Raw genomic sequence first — 25,800 nt, forward strand, 5'->3', positions numbered from 1 at the left:
CGCCCCATCCGCACCACCAACCGACGCCCCATCCGCCGTGTTGTCGTCGCGGCCGGTCATCGGGCATCACCGCCGACCGATCGCCCTGTGCCGACTGCGCGGACCCAGACGTCCGGCCTGTCGAGGTCCACCTCGCGGTCCGCCTGCCGGTCCTCCAGGTTCGTCACCGGTCGGCCCGCTGCCTGCCACCGCCGCAGCACCTTGCGGCCGTAGTTGTTCGTGCCCGCGATCCGGTCCAGCTCCGCACCGGTCGGTGTCCGCCCCTGCGACCGCTCACTGCGGTAGTACTCCCACATGCGCTGCTCCGCCGTCAGCTCGACAGGCGAACCAGACCAGGCCGGCACCGGTGCGAGTCGCACGACCGGTGCCGCGGGTTCGGTGGTCTCGTCCGTCTCGCTGTTCTCGCTGGTGGTCTCGTCCACAGTCTCGTTGGTGGTCTCGGTGGTGTCGGCGTGATGCCGCTTCAGGGCGCGGTTCAACAACTCGACCGCGAGCAGTAATGCCAGCGGCGGGCACGCGGCGACCACGACGCTGAACACGCTCAGCACCGGGGCCGCCGCGATGTTCGCGCACAGCGACAGGCAGATTCCGAACACGAACGCCGACCAGGCCGCCCACCGGCCGCTCCCGTTCCGCTCGCGGCCGGTCTTCCACAGCTCGACTGTTGCCAGAGTCAGGAGCCCGTCCACGATCAACGGCCAGATGCCGGCCGTCGTCTCGTCGGCGCCGAACCGCAACGCGAACTCCCGACCATGCCGATACGAGGCGTATGCCGCGCCGAGCGCGACCACGGCCGTGCAGGCGCACTGGATCCACAACGTCCGGTCGTTCCGGCGATCCGACATGGAGATGCTGCTCATCCCAGCGCACCTCCCGCCCGGCGAGGGTCACTCAAATCGCAGGAGGCACAGGCGAATACCTGCGACCCGGTGACCGATCGACCGACCGGCACATGCGGAACACGACTGCGGAGGTAGTCAGCTCCGCACGCCACGCAGGCCAGCCCATCGGCCTGCAACACGGTCAATCCGGTGATGATCTGGTCGGCGTTCATTGCGCACCACCACCGGTGGAACGGCGACGCCGCCGGACAATGGGAACGGTCGCGGAAACCCGCAGTTCACGGCGTGTACGGGTACGTGCAGATCCTGTACGTGCCGCGCCCGAGGCACGAATTAGCCCGACCGAGCCGAAGGTGTAGCCCACCGAACGCGAAAGCGGCCCGGAACCAATGGTTCCGGGCCGCTTCCCTAGTAGCGGGGACAGGATTTGAACCTGCGACCTCTGGGTTATGAGCCCAGCGAGCTACCGAGCTGCTCCACCCCGCGTCGGTGAACACAACATTACACACACGTGCTGCGCATACACAAATCGCCTGGCCAAGCATGGTTTCGGGGGTTCTGGCAACGATCATGAAGCGACGTTCCGGACACCCCGATTCAGGCCTCCGTGAGCAAGGTCACCCGACTTCGGCTACCGACGACGGCGATCGGCGTGACTGAGATCAGACATACCCGGGAGTGGTATGTGCACCGGTGCCGCGATATTCCGATCCACACGGCCGCACCAAATGCTCCGTTTCATCCCCGTGCACGCGCGCGTGACCCACGCAACCCCTGTAAAACGTGATCCACACCACCATTTCAGGGTGATCTGCAACACATCACGAACGCATAACAGACCGTCCAGAATTTAGAAATACAGCATAGCCAACCTGCATCAACACCTGATTAGCAGTTATACGCTTCATGCAATTCTCACTGTTATCAAGACGTGATCTGTCGAAATCGGTTCGTTATCGTCGTGCTCGGCCCGGATCGACCCCGTGATGGGCACCGACCCGAACCGCTGCACACCGGCGACCCTGCCCCGCGGTTCGAGGGATCCCCGACCTCCTGGGGGCAGGGACCGGCGGGCGACCGTCGTGCTGGTGGGCGCAGGGAGGGAAACCACCATGAATCAGAACCGGAAGTTCAGCAGTCGCGCCCTCGGCCTCGTCGCCGTCACCGGCGCCCTTGTTGCCGTCCCGTTCGCCATGTCCAGCACGGCCTCGGCCGCGGCGCACGACTGGGACGGTGTCGCCCAGTGCGAGAGCGGCGGCAACTGGGGCATCAACACCGGCAACGGCTACTACGGGGGCCTGCAGTTCTCGCAGAGCACCTGGAGCGCCAACGGTGGCAGCGGCAGCCCCGCCAACGCCTCCAAGGAGGAGCAGATCCGCGTCGCGGAGAACGTGCTCGAGACCCAGGGCGTGGGCGCCTGGCCGGTGTGCGGCCAGTACCTGCGCTGGGGCGCGGGGACTCCGGAGGAGCCCGCCCAGCCCGAGCCCGCCCAGCCCGAGCCGCTGGTCGCGCAGGCCCCGGCCCCGTCCGAGCGCCAGGCCCTGATCGAGCAGGCCAAGTCCGCGGGCGACCAGGTGGCCGCCCAGTTCGGCGTCGGCGGTCAGTACCACCAGCTGCTGGATCAGAACAGCGGTCTGATCGACTCGCTCGGCCGCTGACCCGAAGACTCCTCCATACCGGGAGACGCAGACGGCGCCGCCATCGTTGCCGATGGCGGCGCCGTTCGCGTTTCTATCGCGCGTCAGCCACCGGACTTGTTGTAGCCGTCGATGGCCTTCTGCAGATTCTCCAGCGCCTGGCCCAGCTGACCGAGATCACCGGACTTCTGCGCGTCCTCCACGCCCTTCAGGGCGTTGTTGATCTCCCGGACCGCGGCGTCCCTGCCCGCCGAACCGGTCGGCGGAACGGGTGGCTGGATTCCCTGGTTCGACGGTGGGGCCGTGCCGGTCCCGGCGGGTGGCGGGTTGATCGCCGCCTGGCCGGGCTGCTGGGTCGCCGCCGAGCCCAGCCCCTCCTGGACATCGTTGAGGGCATCGCCCAGCGTGGCCTCGTAGCCGACCTTGTCGCCGGAGCTGGCGAGCACCTTGACCAGCTGCGGGAACGACGCGGCATTCGGCCCCGCATTGCGTTCCAGATACCACGGCTCCACGTACAGGATTCCGCCGTCGCCGACGGGCAGCGTCAGCAGATTCCCGTATTTGATCTTGTTGGTATTGCCACCGGTCAGCACCGTGCGATCACTGGACACGCGCGCGTCGGTCGTCATCGACGTCTGCACCTGCTGCGGGCCCGGTGTCTGTGAATCCGTCGGCAGCTTCAGCACCGTGAACTTGCCGTAATTCTCCGGATCGGAATTCACCTGGATATAGGCGGCCAGGAACTGCCGTTTGTAGCCGACCATCGCACTGGTCAGATTGAACGCCGGCTTCCCCGTCTTCGGATCGCCCAGCAGCACGTAGTACGGCGGCTGGTGCGCGTTGGTCGGGGTGTCGGAGGTCGGATCGCTGGGCACCGACCAGAAGGCGTTGGTGGTGAAGAACTCGCGCGGGTCGTTCACGTGGTAGCGCGACAGCATCTCCCGCTGCACCTTGAACAGGTCCTCCGGATAGCGGAAATGAGCCTGCAGTTCCGGCGTGATCGCGCTCTGCGGCTTGACCACGTTCGGGAACACGCCCTCCCACGCCTTCAGCACCGGATCGTTCGGATCCGACTCGTACAGGTTCACCGTGCCGTCGTAGGCGTCGACGGTGGCCTTCACCGAGTTGCGGATGTAGCTGACCTCCTTGCGCGGCAGCATCCGTCCGGTGTTCTGGTCGATCGAATCCTCGACCACCCCGTCCAGCGAGGTGCGCTGGGAGTAGGGGAAGTTGTCCAGCGTGGTGTACGCGTCGACGATCCACTGGATGCGGCCGTTGACCACCGCGGGATAGACGTCGCCGTCGGCGGTCAGCCACGGCGCCACCTGCTGCACCCGATCGCGCGGATTGCGGTTGTAGATGATCTTCGAATCGTCGCCGATCGCGCCGGAGAACAGGATGTTGCGCTCGGCGTACTTGGCGGCGAACGCCAGCCGGTTGAACCAGTTGCCGATCGGGACGCCGCCCGCACCGGTGTAGGTGTACTGCTGTGTGCCGGTGTCGTATTCGCGCGGCGGCTGGCTGTTGCCGCCGACGATCGCGTAGTCGGCATCGGACTTGGAGATCAGCTCGCCGTAGTAGACGCGCGGCTGCTCGACCGGGATCGCCTCCTTGTTCGGCGGCGTGAACAGGTCGCTGACCGTCGACTGATCGCCGACGTTGAACACCGGGTAGCCGTAGCCGCCGGTATTGGATCCGGCGGCGGAACCGGTCGCGGCCTGCTGGGTCTCCTTCGGCGGGGCGACGTTGACGCGGTTGGCCGGGGACGCGACGAAGCCGTTGCCGTGGGTGTACACGGTGTGCTTGTTGATCCAGTCGGTCTGGTTGCCGGACAGGTTCTGCGGCACCAGCTCGCGCGCGCCCACGATGTAGTCCTGGATCTCGCCGTTGATGTTGTAGCGGTCGATGTCCAGCGGATCCGAGAAGCCGTAGAAGTTCTGCAGCTGCTGGCGCTGAATGAAGGTCTGCGTCAACAGGTTCGGGTCCAGCAGGCGGATGTTCTTTATGGTCTGCTGGTCGGAGGGAATACTGACCGGGTCCTTGGTCGAAGTGCCCTTGTAGTCGACGTATTGGACCTTGTCGTCGGTGATCCCGTAGGCCTGCCGGGTGGCGGCGATATTGCGCTCGATGTATGCCGATTCCTTGGTGGCGGCGTTCGGGCGCACCTCGAACTGCTCCACGATCAGCGGCCACACGGCGCCGATCAGGATCGACGACAGCACCAGCAGCGCCGCCGCCATCGCCGGAACGCGCAGGTCCTTCAACACGATTCCGGTGAAGAAGGCGATCGCGCAGATGATCGCGATCGACATCAGGATCAGCTTGGCCGGCAGCACGGCGTTGATATCGGTGTAGGAACCGCCGGTGAAGGTGGGCTCCTTACGGGTGCTCGACAGCATCGAGTACCGGTCGAACCAGTACGCGATCGCCTTGAGCAGCACGAAGGTTCCGGCGATCACCGCGAGCTGGATTCGGGCCGGGCGTGTCAGGGCGCCCTCCCGGCCGGACAGCCGCAGGCCGCCGAAGACGTAGTGCGTCACCAGATTCGCGAAGAAGGCGATCACCGCGGCGACGAACAGCCAGTTCAGCAGCATCTTGTAGAACGGCAGATCGAAGGCGTAGAAGCCGACGTCCAGGCCGAACTGCGGATCCTTGATATTGAACGCGCCGCCGTGCATGAACATCTGCACGGTGACCCAGCTCGACTGCGCCACCAGGCCCGACAGCAGGCCCACGAGGACCGGGATGCCGACGCCGAACAGCCGCAGCCGCCCCATCACGGTGGTGCGATAGCGCGCGATCGGATCGTTGGGCCCCGCGACCGGCACGAACACCGGCCGGGTGCGGTAGGCCGCCAGGAGCGCCAGCCAGATCAGCAGGCCGACCGCCACCGCGACCACGAGGAACAGCAGGACTCGGGTCACCAGCACGGTGGTGTACACGCGCTTGAATCCGAGTTCGCCGAACCACAGCCAATTGGTATAGGCGTCGACCAGGCGCGGCCCGACCAGCAGCAGCGCAGCCAGCACGAGGGCCGTCACCAGCAGCACTCGGCTGCGTCGGGACAGCGAAGGTAAGCCTGTCGGGGGGCGCATGCCCACGAGCCACTCTCCCAGGTCCGGCGGCGCGCGACTTCCCGGCCGGCGCACCGCAGTCCGATGATGCAGAGGTCCCTGCGGGACCGTCTCTCGCGCCCCACTCTACGTAAAACGGATCGGAATGGATCGCGATGGCTCCGGTGCGGGTCGCATCTCGCCCTGGGCGAACACCTAGACTCTGCGCGCGTGACCCTCGCGAACCCCTCCACCGCCCTGTATCGCTGCATCCGTGAGGTGGCCGAGTACGCCGACGGCGAGGGGTGGGATCGGCCGCCGCAGCTGTTCGCACTGGTGCCGACGGTGGATCTGGTGGCGGCCGAGCCGACGCTCGAGGATCAGCTCGCCGACGGTGCGGAGCTGACTCCCATTGCGCAGGAACCGCTTCCCGACGACCTGCGCAGCGACGCCATGGCCCTCGACGAATTCCTCGCCACCACCAGCTGGCCGCCGTCGGTGGCCGGTTGCGTCCTGGTACAGCAGATCGTGGTGCTGCCGCCGGAGGCCGAGCAGACCCTCGACGACGCCATCGCCCCGCTGCTCGCCGACCGCGACGCCGCCGACCAGGCCGCGCGCAACGCCGCCGTCACCCACCCCGGACGCCGCGACGCGCGACTGTTCGCCGGCGTGCTGCGCGACGGGGTGTCGCTGTGCCTGCTGCAGGTCCGCCCCGCCGACGACGAGGACGACCCCTTCGGCGACCTCGACCTCCGCACCGCCCCCAACCTCGCCCCCAATCTCGTCGAGGCCCTCCGCCACACCCTCGAGAACGAACCGGACTAGCACCAACCAACGCCGCACCCCGCGCATGTTCACGCACCCCCTTCCAGGCGCTACAGCGCGTGCGGGAATCAATACGTGGTGCGGGACTTGTCGGTATCCGCCTCAGGCCGTGAGCAGTTGCTGGCCGGGGCCGACGGCGGACAGGCCCGCGGCGCGGAGGACGCCCCAGATCGTGGCCTGGTTGGCGGTGATGACGGGCTTGCCCAATTCCCTTTCCAGCGGGGCGATCACGTCGTAGGTGGGCAGGGAGCTGCAGCTGACGAAGACGGCGTCGGCGTCGGGGTGGTCGCTCTCCCGGACGAGTTTGCAGACCTCGTCGTAGGGCACGGCGGGGATCTCCGCGGGTTGCAGGCCCAGGCCGATGCTGGACGTCACCGTGAAGCCGGACTCGGTGAGGTAGTCGTGCAATCGCTTCCCGACCGACTCGATATAGGGATGCGCGACGGCGACCCGCTCGGCGCCCACCGCGCGCAGCGCGTCCACCACCGCGCCGGAGGTCGTGAGTGCCTGTGGCGCACCGTAATCCAGCATCGCCTGGCGCAGCGCCCGCTCACCGCCGACGCCGCCGACGAAACTGCAGGCCGTGCACAGATAGACCACCGCCTCGGACCGCAGGGTGCACAGCTCACGGGTCGCGCGCTCCAGCACCTGCGGCTTGTTCAAGGCGCTGACCAGTGCCAGCCCCTCCCAGCTCGGCGCCGGGTCGGTCCGCGAGAGATACAGCGTGACGTCGTCGGGCGCCCAACGCCACAGCTCGCGGTCCTTGGTGAAATCGAACGAGGCGAGCACGCCGATCGCCCGCTGCGGTGTGGGTCCTGCCGGAATCTCGGTCATCACCCAGCCCTAACACGCCCACGCGGCGGACGTCGATAGCCAGTCGGGCTACTCCGGCCCCCGCTCCACCGTCATCGCCGCCGCCCCCGCGCTCCGCCCTTCATCCCCCGCTCCTCACGCTCCGCCCTCATCCCCCGCTCCTCGCGCTCCGCCCTCATCCCCCGCTTCTCGCGCTCCGCTCTTTCCCCCCGCCCCTGACGCTCCGCCCTCATCCCCCACTCCTCGCGCTCCCCTTCATCCCCCACCCTCGCGCTCCGCCCTTATCCCCGGCATGCTTTTGGCCGGGGGTCAGCCGCAACTCGGAGCTTCCCGTCCTGCGGTGATGTCGCCGAGGGACTTCACCGCGGTGTCGAGGGTGTCGACCTTCACCAGGTTCAGGCCGTCGGGGATGCGCTGGCGGGCCTCGTTGCAGTTGTCGGCGGGGACCAGGAACGTTTCGGCGCCCGCCTCGCGGGCCGCGATCATCTTGTACTGGATGCCGCCGATCGGGCCGACCTTGCCGTCCGGATCGATGGTGCCGGTGCCCGCGATGAACTTGCCGCCGTTCAACTGCCCGGGGGTCATCTTGTCGATCATCGCCAGGCTGAACATCAGGCCCGCCGACGGCCCGCCGATATCGGCCAGATTGAAGGTGACGTCGAGCGGGCCCTGCGGCACCTCCTCCGGTGTCACGCCGAGATAGCCCTTGGACTTGTCGTCCGGCCGCGCCCCGACCTTCACCTCGACGGTCTGCTCGCCGCCGTCGCGGCGCACCACGATCGGCACCACCGTGTCGGGCTTGATGCCCCGCACCGTCTCCACCACATCCTTGGAGGAGGTGGCGGGCTTGCCGTCCACGCTCACCAGCACGTCGCCCTTGTGCAGCACCCCGTTGGCCGGGCCGTCCTCGGCGACCGTGCGCACCTGCACCTGCGTCGGATACTTCAGGTAGTGCAGCGCCGCCAGTTCCGCGCTGTCCTCGGAGTCCTTGAAATCCTGCTCGTTGGATTTGTCGATCTGATCACGCGGGATGCCGGGCGGGTACACCTCCGCGCGCGGCACCAGGCCGTAGCGGCCGTCGGCCCACAGCACGAACGCCTCGAAAATATTCAGCCCGTCGCGAACGGAAACCGTTGTCATATTGAGGTTGCCCGATGTCGGATCGACCGGCGCACCCTCCACGTCGACGACCTGTTTGCCCTCGACATCACCCAGCGTATTGAAGGTGGGACCGGGGCCGAGCGCCACGAACGGCACCGTGACGGCACTGCCTACGACACCGAGTACGAGGACGGGGATGAGGGCGGCCAGCAGCGTGAGGATCCGACGATTCACGCGGCCCACAGTAGCGGCTCGCCGGTAGCCACCCGCGTAACGTTAGGGATATGAGCGACGTGCCATTCGGATTTTCGAACCGCGATGACGATCCCGACCGCGATAAGCGGGAGGGTGAGTCCGGTTCCGGCGCGAACAACCCCTTCGGCTTCCCGATGGGTGGTTCGGGTGCGGGCGGCTTCGACCCGTCGCAGCTCGGGCAGATGCTGACCTCGCTGGGGCAGATGTTCTCCAACATCGGCCAGCCGGGCGCGCAGTCGGGCCCGGTGAACTACGACGTTGCCAAGCGGCTGGCCCGCCAGCAGCTCGGATCGAGCGTGGAGCCGGTGACGCCGGGCACCCAGCGCGCGGTCGCCGACGCGGCGCACCTGGCCGAGCTGTGGCTCGACGCCGCCACCACGCTGCCCGCCGGTGCGACCAAGACGGTGGCGTGGACCCCCAACGACTGGATCGAGGAGACGCTGCCGACCTGGCGCCGCCTGTGCGATCCGGTGGCCCAGCAGGTGTCGGGCATGTGGACCTCGACGCTGCCCGAGGAGGCGAAGGAGTTCGCCGCGCCGATGATCGGCATGCTGGGCCAGATGGGCGGCATGGCCTTCGGTTCGCAGCTCGGCCAGGCCCTGGGCCAGCTGGCGAAGGAGGTGCTGACCTCCACCGATATCGGCCTGCCGCTGGGTCCGCAGGGCACCGCGGCGCTGCTGCCCGCGGCCGTCACCGAATTCAGCGAGGGCCTGGAGCGGCCCGAGAGCGAGATCCTGGTCTACCTGGCCGCCCGCGAGGCCGCCCACCAGCGGCTGTTCGGGCACGTGCCGTGGCTGCGCCAGCAGGTGCTGGGCGCGGTGGAGGATTACGCGCGCGGGATCCGGATGGACTTCTCGGCGATCGAACAGGCCGCGCAGAACATCGATCCGATGTCGCTGACCGATCCGTCGAAGCTGGAGGAGCTGCTCTCCCAGGGCACCTTCGAGCCGCAGACCACGCCCGAGCAGAAGGCCGCGCTGGAGCGGCTGGAGACCCTGCTCGCCCTGATCGAGGGCTGGGTGCAGGTCGTGGTGTCCGAGGCCGTCGGCGACCGGCTGCCCGGCGCGGGCGCCCTGGCCGAGACCCTGCGCCGCCGCCGCGCCACCGGCGGCCCCGCCGAGCAGACCTTCGCCACGCTGGTCGGCCTGGAGCTGCGTCCCCGCAAGCTGCGCGAGGCCGCGGCGCTGTGGCAGCGCCTGACCGCCGATGCCGGAATCGAGGCCCGCGACGCCGTCTGGGCTCATCCGGACCTGCTGCCCAACTCCGAGGATCTGGACAACCCGGCGGGCTTCATCGACGGTGTAATCGGCGGCGGCACCGGCGCTTTCGACGATCCGATCGCCCAGCTGGCCGAGTTCGAGGCCCGCGAGCGCGAAAAGGGTAGGGGCAAGGACGAGGGCACCGATCCGGAGAAGCCTGCGGATCCCGAGAAGCCCGAGGACGATTCGGGTAGCCAGCCGTCCTGAGCGACGTGATCACCGGTCGGACAAGCACTGCCGACGGTGAGCACCGGCGGATCCACCCGGTCGCTGATCCCTTACGGGAGAAGCGTTTCCGCGAGCGTGCGCCACTGCGGTACCGCCGACTGTCCCGGCTCGATGCCGATCACCTGCACGGCGACGTGGTCGGCGCCCGCCTCGACATGGGCGCGCAGGCGGTCGGCGACGCTGTCCGGCTCGCCCCAGAATACGAGGTCGTCGATGAGGCGGTCGCTGCCGCCGCCGGAGGTCTCGGCCTCCGAGTAGCCCAGCCGGTGGAACTTGGCCAGGTTGTACGGCGTGCTCAGGTACGGGACCAGGTGGGCGCGCGCGATCTCGCGGGCACGGTCCGGATTCGTCTCGAACAGCACCGCGTGTTCGACTCCCAGGAAAGCATTGGGGCCCAAAATATCTCGCGCCTGCGCGGTGTGTTCGACGTTCACGTGGTACGTGTGCGCACCGGCCGCGCGGTCGCGGGCCAGCCCGAGCATCTTGGGTCCGTACGCGGCCAGGATGCGACGAATCGGGGCGTTGTCCGCCTCGGCCAGCGCGTCGAGTTCGTCCAGGTAGCCGTTCATGGCGGCCAGGGGCGTGACTCCCGGCAGGCCCTGCCCGACCCCCAGGCCGAGCACGTGCCGGTCGGGGTAGGCGTCGGCCAGCAGCCGAGCGGCGCCGTGGGTCGCGTTCGGCTGGCGCGGGGCGAGCTGCGCGATGGCATTGACCACGGCGATCCGGTCGGTGACCGACAACAGATAACCGGCATGCGAAAGCGCCTCGCGCCCACCGACTTCCGGGAACCAGAACGCCCGCCAGCCCTGCTCCTCGAGTTCGTGGACGGATTCCCGCAGACCGGCGGCGGGCAGATGTTCGAAGTCGAAGGTGTAGATGCCGAACGTTCCCAGATCCCGTTCGTCGACGGCGCCCATGGCAGATCTCCTCGTACCGGTCACTCACTCGTGACACATCGTCATATCGGGTATTAACGATACCTCGCAACATCGAATAATTCCGATATGTTCCCGGCGGGTGGGAATGCGGTCGACCTCGCGCGGGCTCAGAGAGTCTGTCCGAGTTCGCCGACGAGCTCGGCGATGCGCTGCTCGTCGCGCTTGTAGTGGGTCCACTTGCCCACCCGCGTCGACCGGACCAGGCCCGCACGCTCGAGCTCGGCCATATACGCCGAGACGGTGGACTGCGCGAGACCGACCTTCTCCTGGATATGACTCACGCAGATGCCGACCTCGTTCGGGTCGGCGATCGCCCGCTCCATCGGGAAGTGCCGCTCCGGCTCCCGCAACCACGACAGCAGTTGCAGCCGAATCGGATTCGCCAATGCCCGCAGTGCGCGCACCAGATCGGGATCGGGTGCGGCAACAGTGTCCGCCATGGGATCAGGATACCGACTCGCTACCGACATTTCGAAGGACGTCGATATGAGATCGGCGACCCCGCGTCCCGATGACCGGTCGTCAGTACTTAAGCGCGACAGATTCCGCCGCGTCCGGACCGCCATAACTTTGTGGTCAGCAAGACGACAACGAACGGAGACAAGATCATGAGTGACACGAACGAGCTGGTGGAGCGCTACCTCGCGGTGTGGAACGAGACCGATCCCGCGGCCCGGGCGGCCCGCCTCGCCGAGGTGTTCGCCGAGGACGCGGAATACACCGACCCGATGGTTTCGGTGCGCGGCCGGGACGGACTCGACGCCGCCATCGCCGCGGTGCAGGGACAGTTCGAGGGGCTGGAGTTCAGCCTCGGCAGCGCAGTCGACGCCCACCACCACATCGCCCGCTTCACCTGGCACCTCGGCCGTCCGGGCGCCGAGCCGCTGGTCGTCGGGTTCGACGTCGCGGTCGTCGCGGAGGGCCGGATCACCCAGGTGCTGGGTTTCCTCGACAAGGTGCCGGCCGGCGCCTGAGCCACTCGACCCGGGCGGGATCCCGTGAGGATCCCGCCCCAACCCGAAGGAGAAGACATGCCCGCGTACATGATTGCCCACCTGCTCGACCCGGTCGGCGCGATCCCCGAGCAGGTGCTGGAATACCGGGAGAAGATCCAGTCGACGCTGGACCCGTTCGGCGGCCGGTTCCTCGTGCACGGCGACACCCTCGAGATCAAGGAGGGCAGCTGGCCGGGCAGCCTGGTGATGATCGAGTTCCCCTCCATGGACCACGCCCGCGACTTCTACGACTCCCCCGCCTACCGCGCGATCAAGCCGCTGCGCACCGATCACCTCGACGGCGACCTGATCATCGTGGACGGCTGCGGCCCCGAACACGACTCCGCCGCGCAGGCCGCGGAACTGCGCGCGGCACAGGGATAGAACGGGGATCATCACCGAGCAGTGGCGAGCGACGAGAAGCGAATCTCCGAGTTCCCGGTGGCGTTCATCAATCCAATTCGGCGGCAATACCTTTCAGTTCGCCCCGGGAGGTCACGCCGAGTTTCGGGTAGGCCTTGTAGAGGTGGTAGCCGACCGTGCGGTGGCTGAGGAACAGCTGGGCGGCGATGTCCCGGTTCGACAGGCCCCGGGCGGCCAGCCGGACGATCTGGAGTTCCTGCGGGGTGAGGACGGTCGCCGAACGGTGTTGTGCGCGTGGGCTGTTCTCGGTGGCGCCGGTGGCCGTCAATTCGGCGCGCGCACGGTCGGCCCAGGGCCGCATGCCGACCCTGTCGAGGATTTCCAGCGCGTCGTCGAGCCGGGTGCGCGCCTCGGCCTTGCGGCGACCGCGGCGCAGCCATTCGCCGAAAAGCAGTGCGGTGCGCGCATATTCGACCGGACGGCCGTCTCGGTCGTGTACCCGCAGCGCATCGGTGTACAGCCGTTCGGCGTGGGTGCCGCCGTCGAGCAGCGCGCGGCAGCGCAGGACCAGCGCGTCGGCCCAGGGTTGCCGCACCGATTCCGCCCACTGCTCGAAACGCGCGAAGGCCTCGGCGGCCCGCTCCGGCGCCCCGACCCGGACCGCCGCCTCCACCAGATCCGGCACCGATCGAGTGGCACAGATGTGATGGCTCAACGGTTCCCTGGTGAGCCGCTCGAATCTCGACAGCGCCGCCTCCGCCCGTCCCGCGCCGAGCTCGAGCAAGCCCAGCGACCAGTGCGCCCACGGTGCACCGGGTGCGATCGAGCCCGGCGTATCCCCGGCCAGACCGGTGTCCGCGGACGCCCGGCACTCGTCCTCGGCCCCGGCCAGCGCGTCCAGATGTGCCAGCACGCTGCTGAGCTGGCGCACCCACTGCTGCTGGCCGGTATCGCGAGCCAGCTCCCGGCCCTCCAGCGCGAGGCCGCGCGCGGCGCGGAGACGGCCGGTGAACACGGCGACCTCCGCGGCGAAGAACAGCGCCGTCGGCAACCGACCGGCCGCGCCCGCGTCGCGGTGCGCGGCGATCAGGCCGGTGGCGAGCGCGTCGGCGTCGCCGTCCTGGCCGCGCGCCAGCGCCACCCCGCACAGTATGAGGCGCAGCTGGTCCGAAATCCGGCCCCGCTCATGGATTTCCGCGAGCGTGCGGGCCAACGCCCCGGGTTCCGGGCCCGGCCCCCGGTCCAGCAGTCGTCCCACGAAACGCGCGGCGGGTGCGATCGGGTCGTGATCCGGAAGAGGCAGGGCCGCAAGCCGTTCCAGAACCTCCGACAGCGGACCTTCGCCCAGATACCAGCCGGTGTGGATCGCCTGCAGCAGCATTCCCGCCGCCTGCTCCGGCCCGATATCCCGGGCGGCGGCCTCGACCAGCAGGCGGTGCGCGTCGGGGAACTCGCCGTGCCAGAACTTCGATATCGCCTGCACCTGGGTGAGCCTGGCGCGCAGATCTTCTCCGACGTCGCGGCTCGCGGCGCGCCGCGCCAGCACACCGGCGCGCGTCAGATCGCCCGCCTCCAAGGCCGATTCGGCACCCGATGCCTCACGGCGGACCCGCGCTTCGGTGCCGACGCTGAGCCGGGCGGCCCGTTCGTAGGCGGCGGCCGCCGCTTCGTGCCCGCCGCGCTCACGAGCCCGCGCCGCGGTGTCCTCCAGGGCGGCCGCGACCTCCTCGTCGGGGCCGGTGGCCGCCGCGGCCAGGTGCCAGGCGCGACGATCGGCGTGTTCGGGGGCCTCGAGCGCATCCGCGAGCGCGCGGTGTACCGCCAGTCGCTGGCCCAGCGGGGCTCGCTGCACGACGACCGCGCGGATCAGTGGATGCCGGAAAACGACTGCGGTATCGGCGCTTTCGTCCCGCTGCAGTAGTCCGGCCGCCTCGGCCGGAGCCAGGTCGTCGATCCCGGCGTCCATGACCGCGGCCGCGCGCACCAGCACATCCAGCGCACCGGTCTCGTCCGCCGCGACGATCGCCAGCAGCCGCTGGGTCGGCTCGGGCAGTCGGCCGACCTGACCGTAGAAGGCCAGCCGCAGTCGATCGGTGAGCGGCAGGGCACCCGTACGGAAGTCGGCGGAGCGTTCGGCGGCCAGCGCGACCGGCAATTCGCGCAGTGCGAGCGGGTTGCCGTGCGCCTCGGCCAGCAGGCGATAGCGCAGCGCCGGGGTGAGATCGTGCTCGTCCAGCAGCGCCGCGGACGCCTCGGGCGACAATCCCGCGAGCCGATGTTCGGACAATCCCGCGACCGGGAAGGCGCCCTCGCCGTCGCGCGCGGCGAACAGCATGGCCACGCCCTCGGCGTGCAGTCGCCGAGCGGCGAACAGCAGCGCGTCCCGCGATGCCCGATCCAGCCACTGCGCGTCGTCGACCAGCAGTAGCGCGCCCGTGTCCCCCGCGTATTCGGTCAGCAGCGACAGCGTCGCCAGGCCGACCAGCATCGGATCGTTCCCGGAACCGGCCTCGAGGCCCAGGGCCGACGCCAGTGCCGCGCGCTGCGGTTCGGCCAGTGCGCCGAGATCCGCGAGCGCGGGCCGCAGCAGGAGTTGCAGCCCCGCGAACGGCAATTCCGCCTCGACCTCGATTCCCGTGCCGCGCAACGGCCGCAGTTCCCCCGCCGCCGCGGCCGCGTACTCCAGCAGGGCGGTCTTACCGATCCCGGGCTCCCCGCGCAACACCAGCGCGCCGCTCGTGCCTCCTCGGGCGCCGTCCAGCAGCGCATCGATCGCCGACTGCTCCCGCTCCCGCCCGCGCAGCCGCGCCACACCCGACCCCATCAACGCCACCCCGGTAGATCACACATATCTCACGCATCATTGCCGGGCGGGACTCCCCGGAGCAACCGAGATCCCGGCCAAAGGCGTGCCGGGACGACGAGAGCCGAAGGGTGCATCAGACGAGAGCCGCCGGGTCCACCAGTCGAGAGCCGCCGGGCCCACCAGTCGAGAGCCGCGGCGCGCTCCAACCGAAGACTTGCGGACCCGATCGAGCCGCTCGGCCACGGACGAATCGCCGCCACCGGATCACCTGCGGGCAGCACCGCAGCAATCTGTTCGGGGCGCGATCCGGCAATCGCGCAGGGCCGCTCAGCGCAGCCAGACGGCGCGCTGGGCGGCGAAAGGATCTGCCGCCGTATGGGATTGCGCTGCCCAGATCATGGTTTCGCGGGTGTCGGGGGTGTAGCGGGGCCAGCCGCGGCCCGGGTCGCCGTCGCGGACGAAGGACACCCAGGCGGCGTGCATGGCGTCGGCCAGGGGCTGCGGGGGTGCGTCGCCCTCCGCCGCGGTGACGCCCTGCGCGTGCAGCAGATCGAAGGCGAACGGCAGGTCCAGGCAGTGTGCGGCCGTGCCGCGATAGTCGGGGGCCGTCGAGGTCCAGGTGAATTCGTACAACCAGGTGGGACGGCCGCGGCGGGCGTGGTCCTCGGCCACCCGGTAGGAGGGTCCGCGAATGATCATGTCGCTCATGATCTGGCCGAGCAGTTCGCTCGCACCGACGCCGGGATAGGCGACCCGGTAGGCGTCGAGGGTCGCGGAATCCACGCCCATCGCCGCCAGCGCGGCGGGCGCCTCGGCATCCGAGATGTGCTGTGCGGCGGCGGCCATGTTGAACTCGTGCCGGGTGAACCCGATCAGCAGCGGGATGTCGGCGGTCGCGCCGGAGGCCAGCAGTGCCGGGGTCGGCTCCGGGATCAGGGTGCCGTCGGCGAAGGGCGCCAGCTGCAGGGTCGCGGGGTTCGCACCGCCCGGACCCGGCGGAGACAGCTTGTCCTGCAGCTGTTGCAGCTGATCACCCGACATGTCGCGCAACGCGGCGGCGGTGGCGGGCACGCCGGTGATCCGGGTGAACGATTCCGCGGCCGCCGCGGCCGTGGCGCGGTCGTTCGGCTGGGTCACGGCACCGGACACGCAGATTCCGGCGCGGAACAGGTCGCGCGCGGCCGGCGCCGCCATCAGGGCCCAGACCGCGCCACCGCCGGCGGACTGGCCCGCGACCGTGACCTTCTCCGGATCCCCGCCGAAGCTCGCGATATTGTCACGCACCCACCGCAGCGCGGCGATCCAGTCCAGCACGGCCCGGTTGTCGGGTGCGCCGTCGATCTGCAGGAAGCCCTCGATACCGAGCCGGTAGCCGACCGACACCAGCACCACACCGTCGCGGTTGAACGCGGCGCCGTCGTACCAGGGGCTGGCCGGGGATCCCGCGACGAAGCCGCCGCCGTGAATCCACACCAGCACGGGCAGTTTCGCGTCGGGCGACGGGTCGGGGGTGAAGACGTTCAGATTCAGCACCGCGTCGCCCGGGATGGACGGCTCGGGAATGGTGGTGACCGTCGAGAGCTGCTTGCGCTGCGCGGTCGGGCCGTATCGGGTGCAGTCCAGGGTGTCGGTCCACGGCGCGGGCGGCGCGGGAGCCGCGAATCGCAGCTCCCCGGCCGGTGGCCGCGCGAACGGGATACCGAGGAAGGCGACACCGGTCTCGCGGCGTTGTCCGCGAACCGGACCGTGGGCCGTCCGGACGACATCCGGCATCGAATCCTGTTCGGAGGTGCCCGAGCAGGCGGCAAGGGTCACCGCACCGGCCCCGAGCAGGAAGGTCCGGCGTCCGATGGGAGCAGCGGGCATCGCAAAACCTCGTTTCGTGTCGCACGGCGATCCCTCGCAGGATCGCGGTCGGCACTAAATAAGTCAATGGTTGAAAAAATTCACGACCAGCCTACGCTCGATGCTGTGGACGATCATTCCGCGCCCAGCGACTCGGTTGCCGTGCGCCGCCGCAACCTCGGCCTGGTGCTGCGGCATATCGCCGCGCACGGCCCGTGCGCGCGCACCGAGATCGCGGCGGCGACGAGCCTGTCGCACGCCACGGTCACCACGCTGATCACCGATCTGACCGCACGCGGCCTGGTCCGCGAGGACGGCGTGCGGCACGGCGACGGCCGGGGGCGGCCCCGGCGGCTGATCCGGTTGGTGCCGGGGCGCGCCCTGGTGGTGGCCGTGCAGATCAGCCTCGACCTGCTGCGGGTGGCGGTCGCCGATCTGAGCGGCGCGATCGTGTGGCGCGAGGCGACGGAACACCACAGCACACCGGGCGAGCCCGCCGAGATGGCGACGGCGGTGGCAGCCTCGATCGGGCGTGCGGCGGTGGCCACCGGCTCGGCGGGCACAGCACTCACCACGGGCATGGCGGGCGCGACAGAGACCGCGGGCACGGCGGGCACTGCGGGCACCACAGACTCGGTGGACACGGCGGGCGCGACAGGCACCGCAGGCACGACTGGTGCAGCGGCGAAACTCGTGCGAACGGCCGTCGCCATGGCTGGGCCGGTGGGTGCGGACGGGGAACAAACCGTCTTGGCCGCAACGGATTTCGGCTGGTTCCGGCCGGTGCGACTGGGCGCGCTGATCGCCGAACGCCTGCCGGATTCGGATTGCCCGCTCGATGTGATCAACGATGCCAACGCCGCGGCCCTGGCCGAGTATTACGCCCACCCCGGCAGGCCCCGGGCCATGGTGTACATCGAGGCGGGCACCGGCATCGGCGGCGGCGTGGTGCTGGACGGGCGCGTTCACACCGGCAGTCACGGCATCGCGGGCGAACCCGGGCACATACCGGTGGCACTCGACGGCCCCGCCTGTACCTGCGGGGCGCGCGGCTGCCTGGTCTGCTACGCGGGCCCGGAGGCCGTGGTCACCGCGGCCGGTTTCGGCGCCACGCTCCGGCAGGACGGCCTGCGAAATGCCTTGGCCCGGTTGGATACCGCGCTGCGGCAGGGCGACGAGCGAGCTGAGGCGGCCCTGCGGCAGGCCGGTCGCGCCGTGGGCACCGCGGTGCTGTCGATCTCCGGCCTGCTCGACGCCGAGGAGATCGTGCTCGGCGGCCTGCTGGCGCACTGGCTTCCGTGGCTGGAACCGGCCGTCTCGCAGGTGACCGCGGGCCGCCGCGCGCTGGTGCCGACCGTACGCACCGCGGTGACGGCCGCACGGCTCGGCGAGGACGCAATCCTCTCCGGCGCACTGGAACTCGCCCGCCAGGCCGTCCTCGACGATCCCGCCGCGATCCCCCCGCTGCCGACGCACCCCCTGCGCGTTCCCGCACCCCCTACAGGGCGCTGAAGGCGGTGCGCGAACGGGTAGAGGGTGCGGGAAGTCCGGTGCTGGGGGGTTAGTTCCCGGCGAAGGCCTCGCGGCGGATGATCTGGAGGATGGTTGGGTTGTCGACGGTGGTGATCACGCCGATGGTGGCGCCGAGGTACCGGTCGTCGGCGAGCACGGACAGCATGGACGCCGCCAGGTCGGCGCGGGAGGTGTAGCGCCCTTCGGCCCGTCCCTCCACGATCGTGTAGTCGGTGACCTCGGGCAGGTCGTACAGCCCGCTCGGGCGCACGATCGTCCAGTCCAGATCGCTGTCGCGCACCAGCTCCTCCATCCGCCGCATGTCGTCGTAGAGCGTTTTGCCCAGCACCCGTGTGACATACGGCTGCAGCACCCGGTTGAACACGAATCCGGCATCGGCATAGGGATGCGGGTCGACGGCACTGGAACTGACCACGGCCAGCCGACGCACACCGTGCCGTGCCATCGCGGCCGCGATATTGCCGACACCGGCGGAGTAGGTGGTGATCGGTTGTTTGCCGAAGGGCACACCGAGCACCGACAGCACCGCGTCGCGGCCCGCGACCGCGGCGTCGACCGCGGCCGGATCGAGCACGTCGGCACCGACCACCTCCAGCGAATCATGCTGCAGCGGAAATGCTTCCGGCTTACGAGTGACGGCGGCCACCTGATGTCCGGCCGCCAGTGCCTGGGCGACGAGCAGGCGGCCGGTGGGTCCGTTGGCCCCGAAAACGACGATACGCATGACGATCCTTTCCGCGCCGCGACTCCGTGCCGGTCGCGGTCATACGAGAACCATACAATCTAGTTCGAGTTTCGTACAATATGATTCAGACAATATCTTGTACTCGCGTGCCGATGCCCCGAAATCTCCCGCGCGGCAGGGCATTCACCACGTCTTGACGCCACATCCCGGCGGGCGTACGGTCGTCTTTGACAAATTATCCAGATTCGTCAAAGGGTCAAATCATGGTCGTCAACGAGACCGAACGCGAACAGGCCATCCTCGACGCGGCCGCGGACCTGCTGCTGCGCCTGGGCTACAGCAAGCTGACGATGGGCGACGTGGCCGACGCGGTCGCACTCCACCGCGGGCTCGTGTACCTGCGTTTCAAGTCCAAGGACGAGCTGGTGGAGGCGGTGGCACGCCGCGAGCTGGACCGCTACGCCGAGCGCTGGAGCGAGCAGTTGCTCGCCGATCCGCAGGGCGGCAGCGTGGCCAGCGTCTACCGCGCCATGGCGGGCGCGCTCGGGCAGCTGCCGCTGGCGGCGGCCATCGTCGCCCGGGACGAGGCCACCTTCGGGAAGTACCTCCGCAAGCCGGGCAGCTTCTTCGATCGCGTCGAACACCTCGGCACCCGGGAATTTCTGATGACCATGCAGGAGGCCGGGGCGGTCCGGCGCGATATCGACACCCGTGCGGTCGCCTACATCCTGGACTCCCTGACACCCGCGCTGCGGCACACCTTTCCGCAGCAGCGCCACCTGTCCGCCGACCCGGAGCTGCCGACGACCGGCGACATGGTGGGCGCCCTGGCCGAACTGCTCGAACTCGGTCTCACCCCATCCGCCGGCGCGGATCTCGAGGCAGGAAAAACCGTTCTGCTGGAGGGACTTTCGAAGGCCCGCAGCAACCTCACCGCCTGACACAGGCGCTCTCCGAACGAGGAAATCATGAACAATCGTGTTGCACAGCATGATTCGTACACCCTGGACCTGGCCGATCCCGCGGCCACCCTGGAATGCGCGGGCGGCAAGGGCAGTTCGCTGGCCCGGATGGCCGGGGCACGACTGCCGGTGCCGCCGGGGTTCCACGTGACCACCGCCGCGTATCGGCGCTTCGTCGCCGCCGACGGCCTGCACGAGCGAATCCTCGAGATCGCCGCGCAGGCGGTGGCCGACCAGCCCGAAACCTGGGAGCGGGCCGCCGCGCAGATCGCCGAACTCTTTGCCGCACAGTCTGTTCCGGACGACATCGCGGCAGCCGTGGACGCGGCCTATCGGCGCCTCGGCGAGGCGGCGGTAGCGGTCCGGTCCTCGGCCACCGCCGAGGATCTGCCCGATATGTCGTTCGCCGGACAGCAGGACACCTACCTCAACATCCGCGGCACCGACGCCGTGCTGGCGGCGGTCGCCCGGTGCTGGGCCTCGCTGTGGACCGACCGCGCGATCGGTTACCGCGCGCGCCAGGGCATCGACTCCGACGACGTGGCGCTGGCGGTGGTGGTGCAGGAACTCGTACCCGCGGACGCGGCCGGGATCGCGTTCACGGCGAACCCGCTCACCGGCGCGCGGGACGAGGTCCTGATCAACGCCGCGTGGGGGCTGGGCGAGGCGATCGTCAGCGGCCAGGTCACCCCCGACACGATCGTGGTCGCGAAGGCGGACAACGAGATCCGGCGGCAGGACATCAGCGACAAGCAGGTCATGACGGTACGCACGGCCGACGGGACCCGGGAGGAACCCGTGCCCGCAGACCGGCGCGAGCGCCCGGCACTGTCACCGTCGGAAGCGGCCGAGCTGGCCCGAATCGCCGTGCGCATCGAGGAGTTCTACGACGGGCCGATGGATATCGAATGGGCGCTGCACGACCGGCGGCTGTACATCGTGCAGGCCCGACCGATCACCGCGCTCCCCGATCCCGCGCCCGACCTGAGCTGGGATCTGCCGGACCCGCACGGAAAGTACGTCCGCGGCAGCGTGATGGAGCTGCTGCCCGACCCGCTGTCACCTTTGTTCGCCACGCTCGGCATTCCGGCCTGGGAGCGGGCGACACTCGCGCACTATCGCGAGATCGGGCTGCCGTATTTCGACGAACCGCTGGCCGTCATCAACGGCTACGGCTACTACAACGTCGACTACACCGGCGCGCTGCTGCTGCGAATGACCCTGGCGCAGCCCAAATTTCTGGCGACCACGCTGCCGCGGTATCTGCGCACGGCCCCGCAGCGATGGCGGGAGACGCGAGACACCTACGACGCCACCGCCGCTCGGTGGCGGACGCTCGCGCTCGATGCCGAACCGGCCGAACGGCTGCTGACCGGGGTGCGCGAGATCGTGGACCAGGCGGCCGAGTACTACCTGACCATCCAGGGCGGGGCGCTGCCCGCGGCCTATATGAGCGAGTCGATGTTCACCAAGGCCTACGGCACGCTCCGGCGGGCCGACGATCCGCCCGCGACGGCATTCCTGCTGGGCTTCGACAGTAAACCGATCCGGGCCGAGAAGTCGCTGTACGACCTCGCCCGCTGGGCCCGCGCACAGCCGGGCCTGGCCGAGCGGATAACGAACCTGTCCCCCGCCGAGCGGACGCATCTGCTCACGGAGGGCCGATCGAGCGACGCCGCGTGGAACCGGTTTCGCGAGCGGTTCCGCACGCATCTGGCCGAGTACGGGGATATGGTCTACGACCTCGACTTCGCCAAGGCGCTACCCGCCGACGATCCGGCCACCCAGCTGCAGACGCTGATCTACTTCCTGTCCGAGGACGCTCCGGATCCCCATGCGCGCCAGCGCACCGCGAGCAAGGCCCGCGCGGAGGCGGTGCGCACCCTCGAACACAAGCGGCCGGGCATGCGGCGATCGCTGGCGCTGCGGCTGCTGGGCTGGGCACAGTCGGCGGCGCCGCTGCGCGAGAATGCCCTCGCCGATATCGGTCTGGGCTGGCCGGCGGTGCGGCGACTGCTCGCCGAGATCGGCCGGAGGCTCGCCGACGCCGAGACGATCGCCGACCCCGCCGATGTGTACTGGTTGCACCTCGACGAGCTGGCCGCGGCCGCATCGGCATCGGATGCCGGTCTGGCACCGGCGGATTCGCGCGAGGCCGTCGCCGAGCGGCGCGCCGTCTGGAAGGCGCAGCGCGCCATGGCGGCACCGCACACCCTTCCGGTCAAGGGCGGCAACAAGATCCTGGGCATCGAGTTCACCAGGAGCAGTGACGGACAGTCCGATGCCGAAACCCTGGCGGGCACGCCCGGCAGCCCCGGCCGAACCACCGGACCGGCACGAATCATCCACGGCCCCGGGGAGTTCGACCGGATGCGACCGGGTGACGTGCTGGTCGCCAAGATGACCACGCCCGCATGGACGCCGCTGTTCGCGCTCGCCTCGGCCATCGTCACCGATGTCGGCGGGGCGCTCAGCCACAGCTCGATCGTGGCCCGCGAGTACCACATTCCGGCCGTCCTCGGCACCGGCGCGGCGACCGAACGACTGCGGACCGGACAGCAGATCACCGTGGACGGCGACGCCGGTGTCGTCACCGTGCACGAGCACTGACCACGGCAGGAGCAGCGCCATGAACCCCACCCTCGACGACGAGATCATCCCGCTGTCCGTCGAAGACCCTGCGCCCCATCGGGATCCGACGCCGTACGGGCAGCACACGGTCGTCCCCGAAATCCAGGGCCGGCGCAATCTGGGCATGATCCGCAACGTGACCCGGCCCGCGCTCGTCGTACACCGGCCCGCTGCCGCCCGAGCCACCGGAACCGGCGTAATCGTTTGCCCCGGAGGCAGTTTCGCCACACTCACCGACACGGGCACTGTGATAGCGAAACAGCTGGCCGCACAGGGGATCACCGCCTTCGTGCTCCGGTACCGGGTGCTGCCCACACCGGTTCGAGACGAGGACTTCCTGCGGCAGTGGGCCACGGTCGCCACCATGGCCGATATCGAGGCCCAGTCGCACGTGGCGGTCGCCGACGGGTCGCAGGCGGTGCGCTTAGTGCGCGAACAGGCGGCGCGGTGGCGGCTCGACCCGGAACGGATCGGCATCCTGGGCACCTCCGCGGGCGGCCTGGTCACCCTGGCCGCCGCCACCGGCTACGACCCCCGGAGCCGCCCCGACTTCGCGGCCCCGATCTATCCCGCCACCTGGCACGAATACCGCGTCCCCGACGACGCGCCCCCGCTGTTCCTCTGCCTCGCGGCCGACGACGAGGGCGACGGCGTGCTGGAGGGAAACCTTGCGCTGCACCGGAACTGGCTAGCGGCGGGCCGTCCGGTCGAGATGCACGTCTACGAGCGCGGCGGCCACGGTTTCGCGGAGGGCCCGCGCGGACTCCCCTGCGACACCTGGCTGGACCGATTCCTCGACTGGCTGCGCATGCACGAATTCTGAACGCGCCCAGGCGCTCCCGGCGCCGGAACAACGTATCAGATCATGCCGCGCGCACCGCGTAGTCGCCCAACGATGGCTCCAGCAGCTCGAACGCCGTATCCAGCTGGGCGGCAACCACTTCGGCGATCTCGTCGTTCGACTCCCCCGCCACGGTGCGGGCGAAGGTCTCTTCGAACAGCACCCGGTGTACGCCCGCCAGCTGGGCGGCCGCCACCCGCGCGGTCAGATCGGTGGCCGACACACCGGTGGCCTCCGCCAGCGCCCCCGCGAGCGCCCGCTCCCGCTCGTCGTGAAACTCACGCAGCCGGGCCGTCAGCGCCTGGCTTCCTTCGATGATCCGGGCGAATTCGGGGCCGGAGAAACCGATCAGCGGATCGCGCTCGGCGACCCCGGCGCGGTAGGCGCGGTGCAGCGCGGCCAGCGCCGACTCACCCACGGCCCGGTCGCGCACGGTGCGCGCCAATCCCGAGACATACTCCTCGGCCAGGTCGAGGGCGAGGTCCTCCTTGCGGGGGAAGTAGTTGGTCACCGTCATCTTCGCGACGTCGGCGGCGGCGGCCACGTCGGCGATCGTCACGGCGTCGAACCCGCGCTCCAGGAACAGCCGGGTGGCCTGGTGCGAGATGTTCTCCCTGGTCTGTTGCTTCTTCCGGGCTCGCAGGCCCGGCTGCTGGGCGGTCTGTGCGCTCATACCCCTCACCATACATAGGTCTGTCCAAAAAAAGTTCTTGACATATTTTTGGGTCCATTCTAAGTTTGTGTTCGTCACCGAGACGGTGGCGACAACTCACGAAGGAGCCGATCCTGCGCAGTACCCACGGCCGGACCGCCGCAACCCAGAGCACCACTGGCATCAACCGAACGGGAGCAGCCCCGATGGCCGAATTCACCACCACGCGCAACCTCACCACGCAATTCACGATCGGCCCACGCGGATCACACGGCCGACCGGTCCGGAACATGTCCCGGCGCAAGGAGATCCACGCAGGTAGAATCGATCGCACGCCGATTCACCGCCCGCTGCGCATCCCCGGCCGCCGCTGACGGACCCCGGGCGCCCGTCGAACCGCACGTCCTCCACCACACCCCGCAGCCGTGTGGCCGGAATCCACCGATGGGGTCCCGGCCACACGCCGGGAGGACGGAGGAATCACAGGTCCGCCCGGAACGTTGACTTCACCCAGCCGTGCATCAGCCCGCCGCGCACTCGAAATCGGAGGCCTTCGTGACCTTTCCTACCGCCGCCGCCCGACCGGCCACCGTCAGCGCCGACCCGATCCGGGACTACCTGCACCGCATCGGCCGCACCGCCCTGCTCACCGCCGATCAGGAGTACGAGCTGGGCGAGCGCATGGCCGCGGGCCTGCGCGCCGAACAGCGGCTGTCCGAAATCGGCACCGGTGCAACGGAACTCGGCACGGCCGAGCGACGGGAGCTCACCCGAGCCGTGCGTGCCGGGCGGGCCGCGAAGGACCATATGATCGAGGCCAACCTGCGGCTGGTGGTGTCGATCGCCAAGCGGTACCCGGCACCGCCCGGCATGTCGCTGCTGGACCTGGTTCAGGAGGGCACGCTCGGCCTGATTCGCGCGGTGGAGAAGTTCGACCATCAGCGCGGGCTGAAGTTCTCCACCTATGCCACCTGGTGGATCAAGCAGGCCGTCGGCCGGGCGATCGACGACAAGAGCCGCGCCATCCGCATCCCGGCACACGTCGCCGAGATCCTGCACCGGATCACCCGGGCGCAGCGGACGCTCGGCCAGCGGCTCGGCCGCGAGGCCACCCCGGAGGAATTGGCTACGGAGCTGGAGCTGCCGGCCGAGAAGGTGCGCGAGGTGCTCGGCCATGCGCGCGATCCGATCTCGCTCCACCTGCAGGTCGGTGACGACGACACGGAGCTCGGCGCGCTCATCGCGGACCAGGGGCCGGACCCGTCGACGACGGTCGCCGACGCCTCCATCCGCACCCAGCTCGGTGCGGTGCTGGCCACCCTGGCCGAGCGCGAGGCGCAGGTACTCGTGCTGCGGTACGGCCTGGACGGGACCGAACCGCGGACGCTGGAGCAGGTCGGGCGCATGCTGGGGGTCTCGCGCGAGCGCATCCGCCAGATCGAGGCGAAGAGCATGGCCAAGCTCCGCAAGCCCGCCAGCGCCCGGGCGCTGGCCGGACTGCTCGGCTGAGCCGTCGGCCCCGGCGGCCGGGTACGG

General features: G+C 69.5%; 20 protein-coding genes and 1 tRNA gene. 10 read left to right on the plus strand and 11 right to left on the minus strand.

Translation table 11 applies throughout. The features are described 5' to 3' along the window. Positions 1–56: 56 nt before the first annotated feature. Both NM1_RS00610 and NM1_RS00620 read right to left on the minus strand, forming a co-directional pair. On the minus strand, positions 57–860 hold the full coding sequence (locus tag NM1_RS00610; RefSeq protein ID WP_068012535.1) for a DUF2637 domain-containing protein: 804 nt from the start codon (positions 858–860) through the stop codon (positions 57–59). Positions 861–1,254: 394 nt separating this feature from the next. Beyond that, positions 1,255–1,328: transfer RNA gene (locus NM1_RS00620), tRNA-Met, on the minus strand. A gap of 626 nt (positions 1,329–1,954) precedes the next feature. On the opposite strand from NM1_RS00620, the gene NM1_RS00625 reads away from it, so the two are divergent. Beyond that, entirely contained in the window at positions 1,955–2,500 is a 546-nt protein-coding gene (locus tag NM1_RS00625; RefSeq protein WP_068012539.1) for a transglycosylase family protein, read from the plus strand. An 83-nt stretch (positions 2,501–2,583) separates the two neighbouring features. On the opposite strand, the gene NM1_RS00630 is transcribed toward NM1_RS00625, so the two are convergent. Then, on the minus strand, positions 2,584–5,580 hold the full coding sequence (locus tag NM1_RS00630; RefSeq protein WP_068012823.1) for a UPF0182 family protein: 2,997 nt from the start codon (positions 5,578–5,580) through the stop codon (positions 2,584–2,586). Between the two features lie 183 nt (positions 5,581–5,763). On the opposite strand from NM1_RS00630, the gene NM1_RS00635 reads away from it, so the two are divergent. Then, on the plus strand, positions 5,764–6,357 hold the full coding sequence (locus tag NM1_RS00635) for a PPA1309 family protein (protein WP_068012545.1): 594 nt from the start codon (positions 5,764–5,766) through the stop codon (positions 6,355–6,357). A 102-nt stretch (positions 6,358–6,459) separates the two neighbouring features. Here NM1_RS00635 and NM1_RS00640 read toward each other — a convergent pair whose 3' ends face one another. After that, positions 6,460–7,191, minus strand: a complete 732-nt coding sequence (locus NM1_RS00640; RefSeq protein ID WP_068012547.1) for a maleate cis-trans isomerase family protein — start codon at positions 7,189–7,191, stop codon at positions 6,460–6,462. 288 nt (positions 7,192–7,479) lie between these two features. Further along, a complete protein-coding gene (locus tag NM1_RS00645) occupies positions 7,480–8,505 on the minus strand; it encodes a YlbL family protein (protein ID WP_211339359.1) in 1,026 nt (341 codons plus the stop codon). 50 nt (positions 8,506–8,555) lie between these two features. Between NM1_RS00645 and NM1_RS00650 the strand changes: the two genes are divergently transcribed. Next, the gene (locus NM1_RS00650; protein ID WP_068012551.1) at positions 8,556–9,992 is read left to right on the plus strand and encodes a zinc-dependent metalloprotease; all 1,437 of its coding nucleotides are present in this window, start codon (positions 8,556–8,558) and stop codon (positions 9,990–9,992) included. 71 nt (positions 9,993–10,063) lie between these two features. On the opposite strand, the gene NM1_RS00655 is transcribed toward NM1_RS00650, so the two are convergent. Beyond that, a complete protein-coding gene (locus NM1_RS00655; RefSeq protein WP_068012553.1) occupies positions 10,064–10,930 on the minus strand; it encodes a TIGR03620 family F420-dependent LLM class oxidoreductase in 867 nt (288 codons plus the stop codon). A 128-nt stretch (positions 10,931–11,058) separates the two neighbouring features. Then, positions 11,059–11,391 carry an ArsR/SmtB family transcription factor gene (locus NM1_RS00660; protein WP_068012556.1) on the minus strand — a complete coding sequence of 111 codons (333 nt, stop codon included), beginning with the start codon at positions 11,389–11,391 and terminating at the stop codon, positions 11,059–11,061. 168 nt (positions 11,392–11,559) lie between these two features. Here NM1_RS00660 and NM1_RS00665 point away from each other — a divergent pair, with 168 nt between their 5' ends. Together NM1_RS00665 and NM1_RS00670 are read left to right on the plus strand one after the other, a co-directional pair. Further along, positions 11,560–11,925 (plus strand): nuclear transport factor 2 family protein, encoded by a 366-nt coding sequence (locus tag NM1_RS00665; protein ID WP_068012825.1) that lies wholly within the window; start codon positions 11,560–11,562, stop codon positions 11,923–11,925. A gap of 57 nt (positions 11,926–11,982) precedes the next feature. Further along, positions 11,983–12,330: a DUF1330 domain-containing protein gene (locus tag NM1_RS00670; protein ID WP_068012558.1), complete on the plus strand. Its 348-nt coding sequence runs from the start codon at positions 11,983–11,985 to the stop codon at positions 12,328–12,330. 67 nt (positions 12,331–12,397) lie between these two features. Here the strand turns inward: NM1_RS00670 and NM1_RS00675 are convergent, their stop codons facing one another. Beyond that, entirely contained in the window at positions 12,398–15,133 is a 2,736-nt protein-coding gene (locus NM1_RS00675; RefSeq protein WP_068012568.1) for a helix-turn-helix transcriptional regulator, read from the minus strand. A 309-nt stretch (positions 15,134–15,442) separates the two neighbouring features. Continuing rightward, on the minus strand, positions 15,443–16,981 hold the full coding sequence (locus NM1_RS00680; protein ID WP_084519019.1) for a carboxylesterase/lipase family protein: 1,539 nt from the start codon (positions 16,979–16,981) through the stop codon (positions 15,443–15,445). 105 nt (positions 16,982–17,086) lie between these two features. Here NM1_RS00680 and NM1_RS00685 point away from each other — a divergent pair, with 105 nt between their 5' ends. After that, a complete protein-coding gene (locus NM1_RS00685; RefSeq protein ID WP_068012576.1) occupies positions 17,087–18,472 on the plus strand; it encodes an ROK family transcriptional regulator in 1,386 nt (461 codons plus the stop codon). Positions 18,473–18,521: 49 nt separating this feature from the next. On the opposite strand, the gene NM1_RS00690 is transcribed toward NM1_RS00685, so the two are convergent. Next, positions 18,522–19,217 carry an NAD(P)-dependent oxidoreductase gene (locus tag NM1_RS00690; RefSeq protein ID WP_068012578.1) on the minus strand — a complete coding sequence of 232 codons (696 nt, stop codon included), beginning with the start codon at positions 19,215–19,217 and terminating at the stop codon, positions 18,522–18,524. A 224-nt stretch (positions 19,218–19,441) separates the two neighbouring features. On the opposite strand from NM1_RS00690, the gene NM1_RS00695 reads away from it, so the two are divergent. Genes NM1_RS00695 through NM1_RS00705 form a run of 3 tightly spaced genes read left to right on the plus strand, consistent with a single transcriptional unit; the run spans position 19,442 to position 23,594 of the window. Beyond that, on the plus strand, positions 19,442–20,119 hold the full coding sequence (locus tag NM1_RS00695) for a TetR/AcrR family transcriptional regulator (RefSeq protein WP_068012580.1): 678 nt from the start codon (positions 19,442–19,444) through the stop codon (positions 20,117–20,119). A gap of 27 nt (positions 20,120–20,146) precedes the next feature. After that, a complete protein-coding gene (locus NM1_RS00700) occupies positions 20,147–22,750 on the plus strand; it encodes a PEP/pyruvate-binding domain-containing protein (RefSeq protein WP_068012581.1) in 2,604 nt (867 codons plus the stop codon). A 19-nt stretch (positions 22,751–22,769) separates the two neighbouring features. Next, positions 22,770–23,594: an alpha/beta hydrolase gene (locus NM1_RS00705; protein ID WP_068012583.1), complete on the plus strand. Its 825-nt coding sequence runs from the start codon at positions 22,770–22,772 to the stop codon at positions 23,592–23,594. 40 nt (positions 23,595–23,634) lie between these two features. On the opposite strand, the gene NM1_RS00710 is transcribed toward NM1_RS00705, so the two are convergent. Next, positions 23,635–24,285, minus strand: coding sequence for a TetR/AcrR family transcriptional regulator (locus NM1_RS00710; RefSeq protein ID WP_068012585.1), 651 nt, complete (start codon positions 24,283–24,285; stop codon positions 23,635–23,637). Positions 24,286–24,819: 534 nt separating this feature from the next. Here NM1_RS00710 and NM1_RS00715 point away from each other — a divergent pair. After that, positions 24,820–25,773, plus strand: a complete 954-nt coding sequence (locus tag NM1_RS00715) for a sigma-70 family RNA polymerase sigma factor (RefSeq protein ID WP_068012829.1) — start codon at positions 24,820–24,822, stop codon at positions 25,771–25,773. The last annotated feature ends 27 nt before the right edge of the window (positions 25,774–25,800 follow it).

Origin of the sequence: Nocardia mexicana NBRC 108244 (assembly GCF_001613165.1) — a bacterium.
GTDB lineage: Bacteria > Actinomycetota > Actinomycetes > Mycobacteriales > Mycobacteriaceae > Nocardia > Nocardia mexicana.

Excerpts from the sequence above, each read along its gene's own strand:
- NM1_RS00665 (WP_068012825.1), top strand. The coding sequence starts at position 11,560 with ATGAGTGACACGAACGAGCTGGTGGAGCGCTACCTCGCGGTGTGGAAC.
- NM1_RS00700 (WP_068012581.1), top strand. The coding sequence starts at position 20,147 with ATGAACAATCGTGTTGCACAGCATGATTCGTACACCCTGGACCTGGCC.
- NM1_RS00640 (WP_068012547.1), bottom strand. The coding sequence starts at position 7,191 with ATGACCGAGATTCCGGCAGGACCCACACCGCAGCGGGCGATCGGCGTG.
- NM1_RS00660 (WP_068012556.1), bottom strand. The coding sequence starts at position 11,391 with ATGGCGGACACTGTTGCCGCACCCGATCCCGATCTGGTGCGCGCACTG.
- NM1_RS00650 (WP_068012551.1), top strand. The coding sequence starts at position 8,556 with ATGAGCGACGTGCCATTCGGATTTTCGAACCGCGATGACGATCCCGAC.
- NM1_RS00680 (WP_084519019.1), bottom strand. The coding sequence starts at position 16,981 with ATGCCCGCTGCTCCCATCGGACGCCGGACCTTCCTGCTCGGGGCCGGT.
- NM1_RS00690 (WP_068012578.1), bottom strand. The coding sequence starts at position 19,217 with ATGCGTATCGTCGTTTTCGGGGCCAACGGACCCACCGGCCGCCTGCTC.
- NM1_RS00655 (WP_068012553.1), bottom strand. The coding sequence starts at position 10,930 with ATGGGCGCCGTCGACGAACGGGATCTGGGAACGTTCGGCATCTACACC.
- NM1_RS00670 (WP_068012558.1), top strand. The coding sequence starts at position 11,983 with ATGCCCGCGTACATGATTGCCCACCTGCTCGACCCGGTCGGCGCGATC.
- NM1_RS00710 (WP_068012585.1), bottom strand. The coding sequence starts at position 24,285 with ATGAGCGCACAGACCGCCCAGCAGCCGGGCCTGCGAGCCCGGAAGAAG.
- NM1_RS00695 (WP_068012580.1), top strand. The coding sequence starts at position 19,442 with ATGGTCGTCAACGAGACCGAACGCGAACAGGCCATCCTCGACGCGGCC.
- NM1_RS00705 (WP_068012583.1), top strand. The coding sequence starts at position 22,770 with ATGAACCCCACCCTCGACGACGAGATCATCCCGCTGTCCGTCGAAGAC.
- NM1_RS00625 (WP_068012539.1), top strand. The coding sequence starts at position 1,955 with ATGAATCAGAACCGGAAGTTCAGCAGTCGCGCCCTCGGCCTCGTCGCC.
- NM1_RS00675 (WP_068012568.1), bottom strand. The coding sequence starts at position 15,133 with ATGGGGTCGGGTGTGGCGCGGCTGCGCGGGCGGGAGCGGGAGCAGTCG.
- NM1_RS00610 (WP_068012535.1), bottom strand. The coding sequence starts at position 860 with ATGAGCAGCATCTCCATGTCGGATCGCCGGAACGACCGGACGTTGTGG.